The sequence below is a fragment of the Streptococcus ovuberis genome (assembly GCF_012396585.1).
GTDB lineage: Bacteria > Bacillota > Bacilli > Lactobacillales > Streptococcaceae > Streptococcus > Streptococcus ovuberis.
The window spans coordinates 1-16,241 of record NZ_JAAXPR010000012.1 but is presented as its reverse complement, the minus strand read 5'-3'; the positions used below and the strand labels follow the sequence as shown (position 1 = coordinate 16,241).

At 32.5% G+C, this 16,241-nt stretch carries 17 protein-coding genes; 2 read left to right on the top strand and 15 right to left on the bottom strand.

The annotated features are described in order from the left end of the window. Positions 1-18: 18 nt before the first annotated feature. Positions 19-2,820: a type 2 lanthipeptide synthetase LanM family protein gene (locus tag HF992_RS07255; protein ID WP_168549383.1), complete on the bottom strand. Its 2,802-nt coding sequence runs from the start codon at positions 2,818-2,820 to the stop codon at positions 19-21. Between the two features lie 162 nt (positions 2,821-2,982). Next, positions 2,983-3,159, bottom strand: a complete 177-nt coding sequence (locus HF992_RS07250; protein WP_079260956.1) for a lacticin 481 family lantibiotic — start codon at positions 3,157-3,159, stop codon at positions 2,983-2,985. Between the two features lie 193 nt (positions 3,160-3,352). On the opposite strand from HF992_RS07250, the gene HF992_RS07245 reads away from it, so the two are divergent. Beyond that, positions 3,353-4,054, top strand: a complete 702-nt coding sequence (locus tag HF992_RS07245) for a response regulator transcription factor (RefSeq protein ID WP_001008292.1) — start codon at positions 3,353-3,355, stop codon at positions 4,052-4,054. An 11-nt stretch (positions 4,055-4,065) separates the two neighbouring features. Continuing rightward, the gene (locus tag HF992_RS07240; RefSeq protein WP_168549382.1) at positions 4,066-5,430 is read left to right on the top strand and encodes a sensor histidine kinase; all 1,365 of its coding nucleotides are present in this window, start codon (positions 4,066-4,068) and stop codon (positions 5,428-5,430) included. Positions 5,431-5,586: 156 nt separating this feature from the next. Here the strand turns inward: HF992_RS07240 and HF992_RS07235 are convergent, their stop codons facing one another. From HF992_RS07235 to HF992_RS07180, 13 genes are all read right to left on the bottom strand, one after another. Beyond that, positions 5,587-7,452, bottom strand: a complete 1,866-nt coding sequence (locus HF992_RS07235) for an SAG1250 family conjugative relaxase (RefSeq protein WP_168549381.1) — start codon at positions 7,450-7,452, stop codon at positions 5,587-5,589. After that, positions 7,439-7,804: a plasmid mobilization relaxosome protein MobC gene (gene mobC / locus HF992_RS07230; RefSeq protein ID WP_168549380.1), complete on the bottom strand. Its 366-nt coding sequence runs from the start codon at positions 7,802-7,804 to the stop codon at positions 7,439-7,441. Before mobC ends, HF992_RS07235 begins: the two co-directional genes overlap by 14 nt. Before the next feature lie 9 nt (positions 7,805-7,813). Further along, positions 7,814-8,173 (bottom strand): SAG1252 family conjugative relaxosome accessory protein, encoded by a 360-nt coding sequence (locus HF992_RS07225; protein ID WP_168549379.1) that lies wholly within the window; start codon positions 8,171-8,173, stop codon positions 7,814-7,816. 322 nt (positions 8,174-8,495) lie between these two features. Beyond that, positions 8,496-9,080, bottom strand: a complete 585-nt coding sequence (locus tag HF992_RS07220; protein WP_228380406.1) for a hypothetical protein — start codon at positions 9,078-9,080, stop codon at positions 8,496-8,498. 46 nt (positions 9,081-9,126) lie between these two features. Further along, a complete protein-coding gene (locus HF992_RS12385; protein ID WP_246201267.1) occupies positions 9,127-9,606 on the bottom strand; it encodes a C-terminal helicase domain-containing protein in 480 nt (159 codons plus the stop codon). A 35-nt stretch (positions 9,607-9,641) separates the two neighbouring features. Next, a complete protein-coding gene (locus HF992_RS07215; protein WP_246201266.1) occupies positions 9,642-10,787 on the bottom strand; it encodes a UvrD-helicase domain-containing protein in 1,146 nt (381 codons plus the stop codon). Continuing rightward, entirely contained in the window at positions 10,769-12,802 is a 2,034-nt protein-coding gene (locus HF992_RS07210; RefSeq protein WP_168549378.1) for an ATP-dependent nuclease, read from the bottom strand. Before HF992_RS07210 ends, HF992_RS07215 begins: the two co-directional genes overlap by 19 nt. Then, entirely contained in the window at positions 12,789-13,577 is a 789-nt protein-coding gene (pezT, locus tag HF992_RS07205) for a type II toxin-antitoxin system toxin PezT (protein ID WP_024388724.1), read from the bottom strand. The genes HF992_RS07210 and pezT overlap by 14 nt, the downstream gene beginning before the upstream one ends. Next, positions 13,577-14,053, bottom strand: coding sequence for a type II toxin-antitoxin system antitoxin PezA (gene pezA / locus HF992_RS07200; protein WP_024388725.1), 477 nt, complete (start codon positions 14,051-14,053; stop codon positions 13,577-13,579). Before pezA ends, pezT begins: the two co-directional genes overlap by 1 nt. 70 nt (positions 14,054-14,123) lie before the next feature. Further along, positions 14,124-14,411, bottom strand: coding sequence for a hypothetical protein (locus HF992_RS07195; RefSeq protein WP_168549377.1), 288 nt, complete (start codon positions 14,409-14,411; stop codon positions 14,124-14,126). A 44-nt stretch (positions 14,412-14,455) separates the two neighbouring features. Next, positions 14,456-14,851 (bottom strand): DUF5945 family protein, encoded by a 396-nt coding sequence (locus HF992_RS07190; protein WP_168549376.1) that lies wholly within the window; start codon positions 14,849-14,851, stop codon positions 14,456-14,458. A gap of 3 nt (positions 14,852-14,854) precedes the next feature. Further along, the gene (locus HF992_RS07185; protein ID WP_148876600.1) at positions 14,855-15,079 is read right to left on the bottom strand and encodes a DUF5965 family protein; all 225 of its coding nucleotides are present in this window, start codon (positions 15,077-15,079) and stop codon (positions 14,855-14,857) included. Positions 15,080-15,132: 53 nt separating this feature from the next. Then, entirely contained in the window at positions 15,133-16,221 is a 1,089-nt protein-coding gene (locus HF992_RS07180; protein WP_168549375.1) for a toprim domain-containing protein, read from the bottom strand. Positions 16,222-16,241 lie beyond the last annotated feature (20 nt).

The following is a 16,241-nucleotide window of genomic DNA, read 5'->3' as shown; positions in this document are numbered from 1 at the left end:
CCCTCTTCCTTTATTATGTTATATACCAATCAAATTACTATTTGATATCGTAGCTGATTTTATATACTTACTATTAGCCATAATAATTCCAGCTATACCTGTAAACAGCCCTAACGATTCATAATTAGTTCCATGTCCACACATCCATCCCAACTCCAAGCCAAAACTATTTAACTTACAAAACTTATTTAATAAAAATGCTTGATTTATATCATTATTCAAATCAATTGAAATATCTTCTTCGATATAGTAAGAGAGTGCCAATAGATTTCCGCTTGTTCCATGACACAACGTAAAATTAGTCATATCAATACCAATATTTTTTATATCGTAAATTGCATGTTTGATATCTTCAATGAAAGTATTACATTCACTTTCAGATAGACAACTACTATGTTGATGTATACGTAAGAATTTCAATCTAGAAATCAAAACACCCGTTGAGCCGTGACACCAATTAGCACTATGCGAATTATTTCTAATATCAAGCCATCCTTGATTTAACTTTCTCGAGATATCAAAAGCGATAGCTTTCGAAAATACTTTCTTTATTCTAGAGTCTCTAAATATGACATATAATTCTAGAAGAGCTATTTCAATGCCTAGATTTCCATGAGCTAAACTAACATTTGGTCTATCTGATTTATCCCAGAATGTGCTCCCTTCATCATTATGTCGAACGGTATTCAATAGAATATCCTTCATTTGAAGTAATTCCGGTTTCGTTTCTTTAATTAATTCGGGATTACAAAATATGAAATCTACCGCTCCAGCTATCCCATCTAATAAATCCGTATAATTATGTTGACATAGCAAATTACATATTTCTTTGACTTCTTTTGTAAATTTTAATGTATGAGTTATATTTAAAAAGTTTTCTATGCTTCGCATGGTTAAAAGCATTCCTAACTTTCCTAAATACAAGGAGTAATTTTCTTCATAAGAATTATAAGCATTTTTGAGAGTATTATATATTCTTACAATCGTTTCTTTTACTTGAATTTTTAAATGTTCATCTTTTAAAAGATCATAACATTCTATAAGACTCAATGCTACTCCTGATATTCCATTATAAATAGAATAATTCATAGGCTCTAATTCCAAGTCATCAAAGTCTCCTACAGTTAAATTCAACCAATTTACCGACTCATCAAATTCAGAAACAACTTTTTTATTGAGAATATCTCTGACAAGTGCCTCTACCCCTTCCTCTACAATTTCATTATTCACAGAATAATTTGAAAAAAGAGAAAAATCCTGTTTTAATTGATTCGAGAATAAAAGCTGTGAAGCTTGAATTGAAAATTTAATTAATGATTTTTGTTCATTCAATGATTCGTCATTAAGCTTAAGAAACTTATCTAAAACTTTTTGAATTGGTGTTTTAGGTAACTCCCATATTTTCTTACCATCTACAGTAACCCAAGAATCAGTTGCTTTCACTGAAAAATATGGAATATCTAAATTCAATAGCTGTTTTTCCTCAGATAAAGATAATTGTTCATGTGAAAAGAAATCTAATTTTTTTGACATCTTTCCAAACAAAATATCTTCTTTTTTTGAATAAATCGGAGATAGTAAAAGTGACTTAATAATCCCATATTCCTTAGTGTTCCTAAATAATATTCTCACGTTTATCTCATCTTCATAACTTCTTATGAGATCAATAAACTCACTTCGTTTTGTAATGAGTATTTGACCAATCTCATCAAAACCTAAAAAGATAGATTCTAAATACTCCGAGGCTTTCAAATATATATTTCCTTCTTTAGTTTTGATGAAAGGTAAATGATCAAAAGTCTCTTTCTCTATTTTTCTACGTTCAATATGAATATCATCACGATATAAATTTACAATATCGCGCACCTCACCTCTAAATTTTCCTCCTAGAATCCCACTTGTATCCCCTCCAAAGGATTTATTTAGGGAAGAAATAGGAAGTAAACCTGTATTTAATATTGAATCATAATTCTTCTCAACAAGTATTCTTGTAGAGTCTTCCTTAGCTGATATAGGATAGGCTCCTATACTCCATATAGTCTCAACATCGACTAAGACTGGGATTTCCCCAAATGCAATTAAATTTTCAAAATGTAAATCAGAAATATTTAAAGCGTATGCTATACATAGGAGCCGCCCCATATTGATATAAAATTCATTACCTTCATTAATATTTTTAATTTCCTTATAGCAAATGTACTCCTCCCAATAATAGCCATCACGTTCCAAAAAATTTGGTATTAAAACAACCTCTTCAGTCATACTGCTATTAACTAAGTTTAGAAATTGATTTATAAATTTATTTGAGTTAATTGACTTATTTTTATAAACAACCTTATCTTCTTTGTAAGCTACTATACAAACACCTTTTCCATTATGGATATCTCCACTTATATTAATCGTAAGATCGCTCTCATTAACATTACAGTCATCTGTTGAAATAAAATTTTGTGATTTTAACAAATTAAAATCTTCATTAAATTTATTCCTAACATCCTCCTGCAACTTTATATATTTATTTATTTGAGTTACTGTGCGATATATAATTTCAGGAAATTCTTCCTCAATTTCTCGGAGTATATCTCCTCGTAAACACAAAACTTCATTAAAATATTGATAACGTTTCTCGGGAGTATCACCAGCAAGTTCTCCCAAAAGTCGCTTCCTATTACAAATAAATATTAATAAGTTCATTTGTAAATCTAGAATTAAATTATAAATATTTTGATAAAATGAATTATGTATATCCGGTACATATTTTTTTATAAACACCTTCATATACCCATTAAATAATTCAGAATGTTTCTTCATAATCGTCATATCCTCTCTTCATTTATTTGCTAGTTCATACTTAAAAAATAAGCTGAAGTATCTTGATATGATGGCAACTCTTAATTTCCATTTAATCAAATACCCCAGCTTATTTACTCGTAACCTAGATAAAGAAAATAATTTCATTAATCTGCTAACTTTACTTGGATACTATGAACAACAAGTAAAGATAAATTGCCATGAATTCATATGGCAATCATGCGAAATCGTTGGGATGGCACCATCGTTACCCTTCTTTTTTGCACCGATAATTGTATCAAGTTCTTCAAAACTAAGTTCTTGTAAGGCATTTGTAGCTTCAATATCAATAATATTTGTGTTTTTCATTGAAATCACCTCTTTTTTTTAGACAATTAACTTTCTTTATCCTAGTTACACTATTGATTTTACATACCGAAGATAAAGTTAAGATAAAGTAAACATAAAGACAAGATTAATTTTACCTATCCCTCCTTCCAACTCATCAGGGTATGCTATAATGATATAAAATAGAACATTCAGATATAGGAGGGACTTATCTATGAACTTTGACGAAATTCTATTAGCCAAAAACATCTTAATTGTTGATGATGATCTCGCATTAAACCGGTCAATAAAAGAAGTATTGCTAAATAATAAATTTGTAAACATTATAAGTGCGTATTCAATTGAAGAAGCAATTTCTATATACTCAAAAATAAATATTGAATTTGTTATATTAGATATTATGCTACCTGATGGGGAAGGGTTCGAGTTCGCTAAATATATTCGACGTGAAAAACAAGAGCTACCTATTTTATTTTTAACTGCCAGAGACAATCCTACTGACGAAATAATTGGATTTGATATAGGTGGCGATGACTACGTTACTAAACCGTTTATTCCTAAAAATCTCGTGTATAGAATTCTTTCCTTGTTAAGAAGAAGCTACAGAGATGAACTTGAAGTTATTTCGTTCGGAGATTGTTTACTTAATCTGAGGGCTGCTACTATCGAAAAAAATAATGAGTATATTACTTTAACTGCTATTGAGTTACAAATTCTAAAGAAATTGATTGCCAATAAAAATTATATCGTCTCTATTGATTCAATCTGCAGTACTGTTTGGGGAGACCATGATTATGGATATGAGAAATCCTTGATTGTTCATATTCGTAATCTTAGAGAAAAAATTGAAGATATCCCTTCTAAGCCGAAACATCTTCTGACAGTCAGGGGACTTGGATATAAATTTATACCGTAAGGAGCTTGACTATGAGCAATAATATTTTAAAAAAAAGTCTTTTAAAATATATTTTGTCCTTTATGTTCATTATACTCTTCAATATCGCCATCCTATCAGTAACAGTATTTTATGTTAGGAAACACCAAAATGTCACTACTACCATAAGTAAACTTGTAGATAACATATCAATTAATGAAGACTCTATTAATGTTAAAAATAAAGGACTAGATATTATAAGGAACAATAATTTATGGATTCAAATCATTGATGAGTCTGGAAATGAGGTTTTTAATATCAAAAAGCCTCATAACATTGCTTCTCATTTTACATATTCCGAAGTCATAAAATTTTCCAAATACTACTTAAATGATTATCCAGTCTTTACTCAGGAAAAAGCTGAAAAAATTATTATTATAGCCTTTCCAAAAGATAAAATAGCACGCTATCTAACAAATTATCTTGATTTAGATGTTATTAAAACACTACCTATTATTGTAATTGGTACTATACTATTGAACTGCTTATACTTTGTTTTGCTGTATCACTATAGCAATAGTTATATATATAAGCATCTATCACCTCTTATTAAAGCAATTGCTAACCTTCCTAGTGGGTTAGATAGAGCGATAAACTCTATTTCTGAATTAGATAATCTAACACATGCTATTAATAATGCTGATAAGCTATTGAAACAGAGCTCAAAATTTAAAGAAGAGTGGGTATCTGGTATAGCACATGATTTAAAAACACCGTTGTCTGTTATTATATCAAACATTTCGATTGCAATTGAAAAAATCTCTGACAAAGATCTTCTAAACTATCTGGATACTTGCCTAATTGAAAGTAGTTATATCCAAAACTTGTTAAATGATCTAAATATTTTTGCTAGACTCACAAATGGTGACCTACAACTTAATAAAGAACTCATAGACATAATACCCTTTTTCAGACGTATCATCATTCAAATAATCAATCAAGATATTTGGGATAACTTTAACTTCGAATTGGAAACTGATGATAATTTAAAAGATAAAAGGATGAATATTGAAAAAAATCTTATTTCACGTGTTATTCACAATGTCATTTATAATTCTGTGCTCCATAACCATGCCGGATGTGACATCAAAATCTACTTAAAACTTTTATCAGAAAATTATGTCGCAATCGTAATTGAAGATAATGGAATTGGTGCTTCTCCTGAATGTTTAAAAAACATTCAGGAGAATGAAAATTTCGAGTTTGATATATCAGGAGTTCGCAGGAGTGGCATGGGTTTAAAAATTTCTAAACACATAATTGAAGCTCATGATGGAAAATTAGCCATCTCAAGCAAACAAAATGAATACTTCCAAACATTAATTACCCTACCTATTCAATCTCATCTATTCGAATAACATACGCGATTATCAGTTTGATATTATAAATATCATCAAAAATCTCTATCAAGATCAAATTTGCTCTTACTTAGATGTACTTTATGGTCCGAATAACGGACAGAAAATCCACTTTTGTTTTATAAAATATTTCTAGCTTTCTAGTCTACTTATTCTTTATTCTAACGAAATATTTTTCTGTAAGCTTTGATTGATATTTCTTTTATCACTTAACAATTTTACAAATGTTTCTAACCTTCTAGCTACCTCCTCATATTTGTTAATGTCATTACCAAGTTCCTGTTGTAATTTTAAAATATCTGAATTGAGTCGATCTAACGTTATTGATTCCGTCATATTCATTTTAGTAAAGTCATACTTAGCTAAGTTTCTACTCTCATAATCACTACTCTTCAGATTGATAAGTACTTCCGCCATCTTATTCAAGGTGGCGATTTTTTCATTAGTTTGAGTCAGTTTAATATCTAGCTCTGCTATTTCTGAGACCAGTTCGTCTTTAATATCCTGATACTTCTTATCTGTCTCAGTTAACTCAATCAAGAGGTTAATCTCAGTAATCTTTTTCTGTAAACTTTCAACTGTTGGTCTTCTGTATGGTATCATCCGACTATCATTGGTCAACTGTCTAATCAAGGTTCGCCCTTTGATGTACTGATTCGTATCTGAGTATTCTTTATTGTAGACAAAGTATGACGTTGTTTCACGAATATAGACTTTATATTTTTTCTCATTATCTTCTTCAATAATATCTAGTTGATAGTTGGGAATGAAAATAAGGCCACTCTGCTTAATACCAAAAGACACCTTGATATAAATCCCCTCATCAACTAACTTCTCAATTTGGTGTTCTACAAGTTCCACTTCAAATTCATGAACGGCATCTCTCTTTTCCTTAAATTCCTCAAAGGCTTCCTCAATTTCTTCATTGGATACCTTCTCCTTATCACGTTCTTCTTGAAAAGCATGGTACTGTTCCTGTAAATTCTCTAATCCTTCTGAATCACCGACTTCCTTATTTTTAAAATAATCTTGAAAAAAATTGACATCATATAATTTCTTATCACTTATTTTTTTATGACTCAGACTGAATTGCTTTCCACTTTCTTCAAGTATAAAGATTACATTTTTTTGTTTTAAGTCAATGGTTAGATTCAATTCTTTTGCTTTTGTTAGTAACTCTTCTAAAGAATTGACACGGTTCAACAAAAATTCTAAACGACTTTCAATCTCTTGCTTGGCAAAATGTGTACGAAAAAATTCTTCATCATATAAATCTCGTTTGCTGAGTTGGCGTCCTCGAATTGGTTTTGTCATTGCTCTATCAGTCATCATGAATCGACTATGCTTCTGACTAAAATCAATGTGAACATGTAACTGCTCTGCTTTTTCCAAAAAATCCTCAAAGGACTCTGACTGCTGCATCAAAAAATAAAGGCGCTGCTTCAATTCAAATTTATGACTAGACTGCCTATATTTTTGATAGTCACGATACGAGTAACGCTTCTCAATAATTTTTGCCCCCGCCATTTTAGAAATACGGTCTGAAATCATACGGAGATTTCGTTCCAAGGCATAATTCCATATCAATTTTTTATCTGAGTTACTGTCTATGGCATTGATTAGGAGATGGTTGTGGACATGATCTTTGTCTGTATGAGTTGCTACGATAAACTTAAAGAGACCTCCTGTCAATTCCATCATAGTCTCATAACCAATCCGATTGATTTCTTCAGGAGTCAAATTATCTTCAGGAGAAAATGATTGGATGAGGTGATGGGCATGAATATTTTGCTGGTGTTTTTCTTGTCGGTCATTTCTAGATTCGTACAACTTGTCGTTATTGGTAAAGTTGACATTGTACATTTCTACCATTTCTTCATAGCTAGGAAAGTCTAAGTAATTGCTCATGCCAAAATCAGATACCAATTTCAAATTGTCCGTTTTATCTGGATTGAGAATATACTTAATTAAACGCCTACGATATTTTTTTCCGTGTGTCGCAAAGTGTTTAGTGACTACCATAGAGCTCCTTCAGTCTTTTCACTTCCACTTGAAATTCTTTCTCTACGCCAGAAATTAACTCACTAACTCCCTTACTCAATTCTTGTAACTGTTCCTGAGAAATCAAATGGCTTTGATTGATGGCACGCGCAATTTGATTAATGTTATTTCCAATCCGTCTCAATTCAAATACTAACTGGTCATAAGTATCCGTGTTAATCGTGACAAATGACATATTGGGATTCAGCAACACTTTTCTGGCATAGACTGAAAAATTTTGACAATGACTCTTAGCAATTCGTTCATTCAATTGATGTAACTCTGAATCTGTTAAAAATACTTTTTTGAGATTAGTGCGATATCGATAAACCATAGTAGCCTCCTATCTCATGTATTTTTCACGAAACTCATGACTGAGTGGTTGTACTTGATTGACTTCCGCAATCAATTCTTGAACGCAGGTCAATAAGATTGACACGTGTTCTTGAGTCACTTGGTGATTTTCTCTTGCGACAACTAGAACTTCATGCACATCTCGACTGATCTGTTCAAACTTTTGAGACTGCCAAAGGGAAAACCATTCTTTGGCAGCTAACTGTTTGTCATCAGTCATCAAAATTTTATCCCTGACGAATGGTGAAAAGTGACGATAATTATCAACCTCCATCATTTTTTCAATCTGTTTTAACTCATCTGTGGTTAGATTTACCTCTTTTCGAATGTCACGGTACTGTTCAGACATCTCTTTCCCTCACTTTCATCCTTTCTCGGGTAACCCCCGACCCCGTGTGTCATACGAGAAATTTTTTAAAGTCCTTGTTCGGTCTTTGCGAGCTCAGGCATTGTGGTCACAATACCCAAAAAATCATATCGCCAGCCGACCAAAACCTTCCAGTTTTGACAACTAACGATATGATAACTTGGTGGCTACGCCCCCAAACCCCCAGTAGAAAATCAACACTTGATTTTCATATGAATGATATAAGGATAAGAAGGATGATTTGGAAAAGTTATCACATTACAGAAGAAGGTAAGAAAAAAAGAGAGCTAAATGCTCTCGGAAACTATCTTAAATATTTAGCAAAATACTCTTTAAAAACATACGGTTCTAAACTCTTTGAAGAACACCCTTTAGATAGTTTAATACACTCTTTTGCAGTTCCTTTCCCTGGTCGGAGGTAAAATGCTCTAATCCCTTGAAGTAATTTACCATCTCTAGAATGATACTCTTGATTTGTCATCTCTTCTAACCGATTATCGACCGTTAAGGCAAATATATTTCCATAATATAAATTATCTTCATATTTAGATCTAGTCATATAATCCTGAATATCATATAACATAGATTTCATATTACGATAGTTAGGTGCACCTACTAATGCTCTACTCGCTCTATTTATACCATCAACATAGCTATATGCATCATTTAAATTGTTGAAACTCCTGAATCTCTTGGAATCAAAATACTTATATTCTCTATCTAACTGTGATTTTAATGCTCGTAGGATAGCTAAGGCAGTATTATCATCGTTATTTTTTATTGCGGTATAGGCTTTCTCAACTTCATCATTGTAAAAATCAATATGTTGATTAATTTCGGAGCCTAAAATACCTGTAATATCAAATTCAAGTAAATTATTTTCTAACATAATAATATTCCTCCTTACTAAATTTAACTCAGTAAATGTCTTTAATTTACTCATCAACTAAAGACAAAACATCAATAATATCATTTGGTTCAAAATAATCTTGTGCTTTTTGAATAATCTGACTATCATTACTCGGCATGTAAACAATTAAATTTTTCATTGCTCTAGTAATTGCAACATAGAATAACTTCTTAGTTCTTTTTTGGACATTCTCATTAACTGAACCTTTACCAAATAGGCTATCAAAATTATATTGATTCCATTTTCCATTATCTAATAAAACTAAAACATTATCATATTCACTACCTTTAACCTTATGCTGCGTTATAACAGATACATATTCTCTGAGATAAGCAATACTATTTACATATTCTTGAAATGGCATTATCTTAAGTCGTGACCATAAATAATGTCCCCTACTTTCAATAAAATTAGTAAATAAGTCATCCTTTGAAATTAATCCACTTTCCTCTGCAAGTTCTATGACTTTTCCAATTGTAATATCATCAACAGAGATTTTTGTCATAACTTTAGATAGACTAATTTTATCTTCTGATGAAGTTATATTAAATTTAGTGATACGTAAGAATTCATTATGCTTACCAGTTCTTCAAACGTTTTTCCTTTATCAGCTATCTTATTTTCATTGATTTTTTTCTTTATACCTGTAATTAATTTCACAAATAAATCAGTATTATATAATTCAAATAACTTAGAGAAACCTGCCATTTCTGCATTAAGTTTATGTGTCAGACGTAATTCTTTTGTTTTTTTATCTATATCAAATTCTAAAGCTTTATATAGTTTACTATTTCTAAGAACATCAAGTTGATTAATATCGTTCCCGTAGACAAATTTCACTGTTCCAGCAATGACACTCCCATCGTCCATATTGGGAGCCGTATCATCGTTGGAGGGAGTTTGAACTAAACCATCATTTCTAACTTTATTGGCTAAATCAATAACTTTTTTAGGATTACGACGATTTTGAGTTTTTTGTATCTTTGCCAAATTATAAGAATTTAAGTCTCCTACCCCTGAATCATAAATAGCTTGCATAGAATCTCCAAAAAAGCCTACAACATTTTTCTTAGTACTCTTTTGAAGATGCTCTAATAATATTTTCACAATTAGTGGACTTGTATCTTGATATTCGTCAACAAAAATATAGTTTGCAGTATCCGCTAAAACATCACATAACTTCTTATATTTTGAAAACATTTTTTCGGCAACTATTAGAATATGGTCATGACTTATTTGGACTTTATTTTGCTCTGTTATACTCATAGAGTACCATTCAGCATAGTCAACACGGACATCATCAAAGTAATCAAGTGAAATACTTTCTTCTTCAATTACATCCTTTGGTGAAACAAATAACTTTTGTGAATCATCATTTATTAACTCAACAAGACATTCTTTAATCTCTTTTTGGAAATTTCCAATGATATGCCAGATAAACTCATGAATTGTTGATACCCATAAATTATCATTAATTATTCGTGATTTAATTTCTGCAACAGCATTATTAGTATAGGTAATACATACAATTGATTTTTTAGGTTCTTCAATCGATATTTTTTCAATAATTGAAATTAGCGAATAAGTTTTACCACTTCCAGCACCGCCTTCAAGAATAAAATTTTGACCTTGTTTTATTGCTTCAAATACTTTTTCTACTTCTGGCTCTACTGTTTTCGTAACCATAATAATCCCTCCGAAATATATTTAGGTACTTTCCAAGTATTTTCTTCATCTTCAAAGTATAATAAACTTGATGCAAAGGCAGACTTTTTGTTCACTTTATTCCTAGCAAATGTATAGAAATCTTCTATTTCATCATCATCAAAGTTTTTTAAAGCTTCATATTCAATAAGACCATCTTTTTGTTTAATAATGAATTCTTTATTTAAACCGATAAAGGAATCTTCAAAACTAGCAGGCTGATAACCATTGTTATCTTCGGGAATTTGATATGCAATACGGATTCTATTATCTGGTGTTATTTTTTCAGCAAAACTTTTTTGAGTTACTGTTGAAAAAATTTCATCTCCTGAAATATTGAAGAAGCTTTTAAGAGAAGTATTTGACGTAGATGTAGCATTTACTGCTGAACAAGCGATAAAACGATTCTTTTCATTTTTATTTACAGGATCAATATCAGTAATTATCAATACTTTTATCCCTAAAAAGTCAAAAAATTTCCTAAACACTTGTGAATGAGCACCTGTTTCAATGATTGAAATGTTTTGAGAAAGTAATGGCATTATATTTGAACCTTGTTCTATTGGAGTTGCTATATCCACTTTTTGCATCATCGTTGGTAGTAAAATTCTTTCCGTATCCCCCTCAATACAAATGACTTTATCAGCGAAAAATAATTCACTACTGTTGAGAGTGAGATATTGCTTTACAAATCTATATCCTAATTGATCATCCTCATACTCTTCTTTTAATGAGTTAAAAGCTCTTGATGTTACTACGCCATTATCACGCTTAAAATAAATTAAATCATCAAAGTTACAATCAGACACTATGTGTGATGAATGAGTTGTAATTAAAGCTTGAATACCACTAATATATCCACTTGCTTTTAGTTCACCATCATGTTCCTTCAGCAAACCTTTAATATTCTTGATAAAAACATATTGCAATTGTGGATGTGTATGCGACTCTGGCTCCTCAATATAAACTAGATTAATATCGGCAGGATTATTTTTGATATCTGCCATCAACCTCTCTATTTCAAAAATCATCTCATATAGATTTAAATATCCCAAACCATTGTATGTTTCTGGTAATAAACTATCGTCATGTTTATAGTATAGTATTGTATTATTACTCAAAATGTCTTTCTCAGAAAGAGATGAATGAATTTCCAACTCTGATTCACTATCATTTCCACCAAATTTTTTTACTCTTTCAAAGATCGAAGTGAAAACTCCTTCATCTTCACCATCACCATTATATGCCTTGGTTAAAGCTTCATCTGCCTCTATAATTGCAGATTGAAGTAAATTTTTTGCAGCATTGTCAATATCATCACCATTATTTGATTTATAAAATAGATTTGATGTTTTAGATAGTGAATGATTATTTTCTTTATTTGATACTTCTCGATTAGCCCTAATCCCTCTTATTTTAATAAGTTTATGAATGTCTTTCATTTCAAGTAAATCAGACTTTTCTTCTGTCAATTTCTGTGTATCAGGATTATATCCCCGTGAGTTAATCTGCATCTCAAAAAATTTACTCATATTCTTCTTCATAAATGACTCAAATTTTGAAAAATCATCTGAAAAATCGCTTATTTCGGTATTTAAGTCATGAAGCTTCGGAATAGGGACTATATACGAAAAATCAAGAATAATAAAATTATTATCAGGATTTAAATCCATCATAAACACCTGAATGTTTTGGTACGAATCCGAATCTGAGTACTGAATCCATATTTGAAGATTTATTCCTAGAATAGGTTCTAATTCCGAGTCAGAAGTCTCCGACACCTTTTTTATATTTTCAAAAATTACTTTTCTATGATACAAATTTATATCTTCCCAGGTTAAACTAGAACTTTTATTTATTATCTTTTCTAAAATAGATAAAATTGAAGTTTTACCACAATTATTTTTACCAACAATTAAGGATAAATCTCCTTTTAATTCTAAGGAAAAATCTTTCAGTAGACGATAATTTTTAACATTAATTTTATTTATTTTCATAAATTCTACCTTTTTTCATTTCCAAAAACTCTCTCAATCGTTCCTGCTCCACCTTCAACATCTCCTCCTCTATCTTGCTCCATTTTCCAAATAGGCATTCTTGTAGCACTTCTGCCGCGGAGCCTTCATCAGTTTCAGAATCGTAGATACAAGTTCTATCTCTTTGATAAATCTGAATCTGGTCAAAGAGTTTATCGCTTTCAAGCTCCTTTAGGTTATCAATCAAGTTCTCTACAATTCCATCATGGTGTTCTTTTGGAGTTGCTCTGGCCTGAGTCGGATCTATGGCATAAAGCTCTTCGTAACGAATCAAGGTACTGAGATAGGACAGTTCTGGTTTGGTACCAATAATAGCTAAGGAAACTTGGTAGCCTTTTGATGCTAATAATTGAGCAGTTTTTCTTGGAACTTGAGTGGTACGCAAAGTTCCTTCAATTAACAAATGGTAGCCTTGCGTGCTAAGTTCGTCAACAAGATACTCTACCATTTTTCCTGCAAATCCCTTGGTATAGTCCACGCTGTCTTTACCATACTTTTCTTGCAAGGCTAAGTAATTGGGATGCTGAGAACGATAGCTATCGCCATCAATAATAATGATATTCCCTTGAAACTCTTTCTGCTTGATACGGTGTATCGTTGTTTTACCTGCTCCGCTTTGTCTACCAAGTAAAATAGCCTTTGGATTATCTGATGTCGTTTTACCTCGAGTTAAGGAACGAATGGTCCGTTTTAAGGCTAGGTCAAAGTCTGCTTGACTAAATGCTTCCAACCTCATTAAGCCACCACCTGATGACGAGCAAGCTCCAACATCCGTTCAATACCATCCAAATAACCATTGTAACGCTCTACCTCATCAAAGGTATCAACAAGATAAATCTTAGTATTGATAAGGTCTGACAAATCATCACTCATCAAAATCCAAGGGCTAGTCTCATTATCAAAAGCTATCCCTTGACTATCTTGATAGCGATACAGTTCGGATAAAATCGCTGCACCACGCTCTTTGATGATTTCTATTTTTAGAGTCAATTGATAATCTTCTACTGGTGTTAGCATCTTTTCTTCTCCTACAATATCGACATAAGAAACGTTAAATTTCTGACAAATACGATCTATTAGCTCTGTCGAAACAGAGCTTGTCCCATTTTCATAACGACTAAGGCTATTCCTTGAAATACCAATAATTTTTGCGAATTCTGGTTGTGTCAAATCATGAGTTCTTCGTAACGATTTAATATTGTCACCAATCATAGTTAATGCCCCCCTATTAAGTTACTTTCATTATAACACAAAAAACGGATAACGCACCAAAAATGGTGCGTTATCCGTTTTTTGGTTTCTTCGCCTGCCTAAACTGCTCTATCCGTTTTTCAAGTTGTTCAGTCCTCAGTTTATCCTTAGCTTCAGTAATGGTCTCATCTAGGCTAGGCTCCTTTTGTAAATATTTAAGAACTTTTTTTACGTCACTGGTTGTTTGGCTGGTTGAATCAAACACGACATCTAGTAATTGGTTAACCTTATGTAAGTCAGCTTCAGACATTCCTGATAAGCGATGAATGAGTCGTTTAAAACTATCTTGATGGTGTCTTTGCTTTTTGAATAATCTCATCTTCTCTCCTCATAAAAAGCAGCCCTTGTAAGGACTGCTCGTACTTACAAGTCATCAATAGCTTCTGAAATGGCTTGTAATTTTTTATTGTGCTTATTCTTGTCATCAATCAACTTGTGCAACTCTTCGATTTTCTTCTGACTTTGTGCAATATCCTCATTGTTTTGAGCCATCACATTGGCTAGATGTTGTTTGTAGTCGCTTGTAATGGTAGGTGATGGAACTTGTCTTGGCTCTACTTTCTCTTGTGGTTTTGGTTGTGAAACGGCCTGCTCTTTAGCCTTTTGTTGTTCCATCTCAAAGGCTGCCACATAATCAACCTCTCCAGGTTCTTGTTGTTTTTCCTGATGGAATAGTGCCGCAATCTTCGCACGTTCTTCTGATGAAGACGTTGGTATTTTATCATCTAGGGGTTGGTCAAAGGTCCAATCTTTTGTCATCTGTTATTCCTCGTTTCTATTATCGGATAGTGTTGGTTGTTCTTCTTGGCCAAAAGCCTGCGTCAATGCTTCATCAAAAGTCCAGGGACTATTTTGTTGGCGTTTGATAAAGGCTTGATACATCGCTGTTTGTAATTGATTGCGATAGGTCTCTAGTTTTTCCGTCTCCTTCGCAACTTTGTCCTCTTGCCTAGCTACTCTTTCAGCTAAGCGTTCAATCACACTCATAGGGTATCCTCCTTATTTCTTTCTAGCTTATGATAAGAAACTTGATTTTGTTATCACAAGTCTAAAACCATATTTCGCTTAGGTGGAGGATTACTTCTGATAACCTGTAACTTAGCCGATTGGATTACGTCCTTTAGAGAAAGGTCTCTCTGATATGTCACGACATCATTCCAATCTGCTTTAGTTTCCAGTTCCTGTAATGGTGGTAAGTCTGTTTCAATGGGAAGTCCTTTCTCAGATAACTTCTGACAAAAGTCTCTCCCTGCTTCATCATTGTCAACAGCCAAGGTTAATAAGCCTAGGTGCGTCTGAAAGAAAGTAGTCGTCTCTTGTATTGCATGAAGGTAATGCGTTAATCGACTTGGTTTGACAGTATCTAAAAACTCAGGTTTGCCTTGTTCCTCAGCTGCTAATCGTAAGGACTGATACGCAATCACAGAGAGTTTTAGACCTTCCATAGAAACTAAACGAACATCTGATAACTGCTTCTGATGGAGTTGATAATAGCTCATCATATCAATCACCGATTCACAAAAGATAAGGCGTTTCGGTTTTCCTATGTCAAAACTCATTCCCACATATCCATGAGAGTCTTTCATGATTTTCTTTAGGTAACCTCGATCATGTCTCTGATTATCTTTGACAAGCCCTTGAAGACTTGCCCCCTCTAGTTGGCCATGATGATTGTAACTCTTAAAGACAAGGACGGATTCTTGAAAGGCCTTTGTCTGATAATAAGCCTGTGCTAATAAGCCTTGTCCGCCAAAAGCATTGATAGTATCGTCACTTAAACCACGAATGTCATTAAGGTATATCCGTGCTTGGTCAAATGGTTCTTCTCTTAGATAATAACGAAAAGGTTGGTAAGCCTCTTCGACCACCTTAGCCTGTTCAAAGTCTCCAGTTTCAAGGTAGGACAAGGCTTCTTTGAAAGACACTCCTGCCATTAACTGAACGAAATCAATCACGTCTCCTTGTATGTCACGAGAAAACCATTTAAAAGTATTGGTATCCGAAAAAATCCGAAAGGAATCATGTTCTGGATGTTCATAGACTTGCCCTGATAGTCGTTTAAAAGAATAACCTAGACTTTCTGCCACCTCTAAAATCGCCTTTTGTTTCACTTTTTCAATTCTTGTCATCTCATCTCCTTATCAAAAAA